The organism is Micromonospora maritima (assembly GCF_902825405.1).
Classification (GTDB): Bacteria; Actinomycetota; Actinomycetes; order Mycobacteriales; family Micromonosporaceae; genus Micromonospora; species Micromonospora maritima.
On record NZ_CADEAU010000821.1, the window covers coordinates 1 to 1,524 of the forward strand.

The 1,524-nt window shown below is 77.0% G+C and carries 2 protein-coding genes; one reads left to right on the top strand and one right to left on the bottom strand.

The window, feature by feature from the left end; all coding sequences use genetic code 11:
- A partial coding sequence (locus HUW36_RS32650; protein ID WP_174531560.1) for a type VII secretion protein EccE occupies positions 1-821 on the top strand: 821 nt, incomplete at its 5' end.
- Here the strand turns inward: HUW36_RS32650 and eccD are convergent.
- Positions 805-1,524, bottom strand: a 720-nt coding sequence (eccD, locus tag HUW36_RS32655) for a type VII secretion integral membrane protein EccD (protein ID WP_174531561.1), incomplete at its 5' end; no start/stop codon positions are given. The genes HUW36_RS32650 and eccD overlap by 17 nt on opposite strands.

Here is a 1,524-nt window from a genome sequence, read left to right on the forward strand (position 1 = left end):
CCCCGGAGCTGACCGTGGTGGAGCTGACCGAGCGCGGCACCCGTCTCGGCATCGGCCAGGACGACCGGGGCTGGTTCGCCGCGCTGGCGCTGACCGGGCGGCCCGGCGCGCCCGTCGGGTCGATCGAGGCGTCGACCGTGGACCGGGCGCTCGCGGTGCTCGCCGACTTCGCCGGCCCGGTCACCCAGACCCAGGTGGTCTCGCACACCCTGGTCTGGTACCCGGCACCGGGCGCGCCGCCCGCGGCGCACCGCACGGTCTGGGTGGCGCTGCGCCTGTCGGTGGGTGACGCGCGCGCCGAGACGGTGAGCCGAGGTGGCGGCCTGCGCGGCGTGCACCGCACCGTCGCGGCCGGCGTGGGCCGGCTCGGCAAGGCGCTCACCGCCGCCGGCCTCGGCCACCGGGTCCTGGGCCGGGACGAGCTGCACGCGGCCGTGGTCTCCGGGGCCGGGCTCGACCTGGCGCCGGAGTCCCCGGTCGAGACGTGGACCAGCCTGCGCGGGGGCGGCTGGACCCAGCGCTGCCTGGCCCTGCGGGTCCGCCCCAACGGCTCGCTGGGCGCGCTTGTGGACGCGGTCACCTCGACCTCCGCGCCCTCGCACACCGTGGCGGCCGTGGTGCTCCCCGGCGGGCGGCGGGTCCCGCCGCTGCTGCGGGTGGCCGCGATGGACGGGCACGCCGAGGCGCTGGTGAAGGTCGTGCGGGACATGGCCCGGCGGGCCGGTGTGCCGGCCCGCCCGCTGGACGGCCAGCACGGCCCCGGCGTCTATGCCACCGCACCGGTCGGCACCGCGATGGGCACCGTCACGGTCGAAGGTTGACGATCCAGCCGTACATGCCGCAGACCCAGACGGCCAGCGGCACCAGCGCGACGATCAGCAGGATCTCGACGATGTCCAGGGTGCGGCCCCAGACCGGGGAGATCCGCTTGCCGGCCACGGTGAGCCCGTAGACCAGGCTGATCACGGCCACCACGATCAGCCCGCCCAGGACCAGTCCGAGTCGGACCGGCGTGGAGCCGGCCGCGAAGACCGCCAGGGCGGTGAGGCCGAGACCGGCGGTACCGGCGAGCAGCACCGGGGTGCGCTGGCCCCGGCCGAGGAACGGGCGGGCCCGCAGCAACGACAGCAGGGCCAGCACCAGGCAGAGCAGGACCGCCGGCAGCCGGCCGTCGAGGGCGAGCACCACCTCGCCGCCGAGCACCAGCAGCGAGACGGTCCAGAGCAGTCCGGTGAGGAACGCGTCGGCGCGTTCGCTGTCGCGCAGCACCGACGGGCCGTCCACCGACTCGGTGTCGGTCTTCAGGTCCTCCGGGCCGGTCGGGATCGACGGCACCGGCAGCCGGGCCAGCCGGTAGGCCAGCATCGGCAGCGCCGGCAGCGCGCCGAACGCCACCGTCGCCACCACGGCGGCCGAGGCCGCCGCGCCGATGCCGAAGGCCAGGCTGAGCACCGCGCCGAGACCGACGGCCGCGCCCACGCCCACCGCGCCGAGGAACAGCGGCAGCCGGTCGCCGACGGCGAG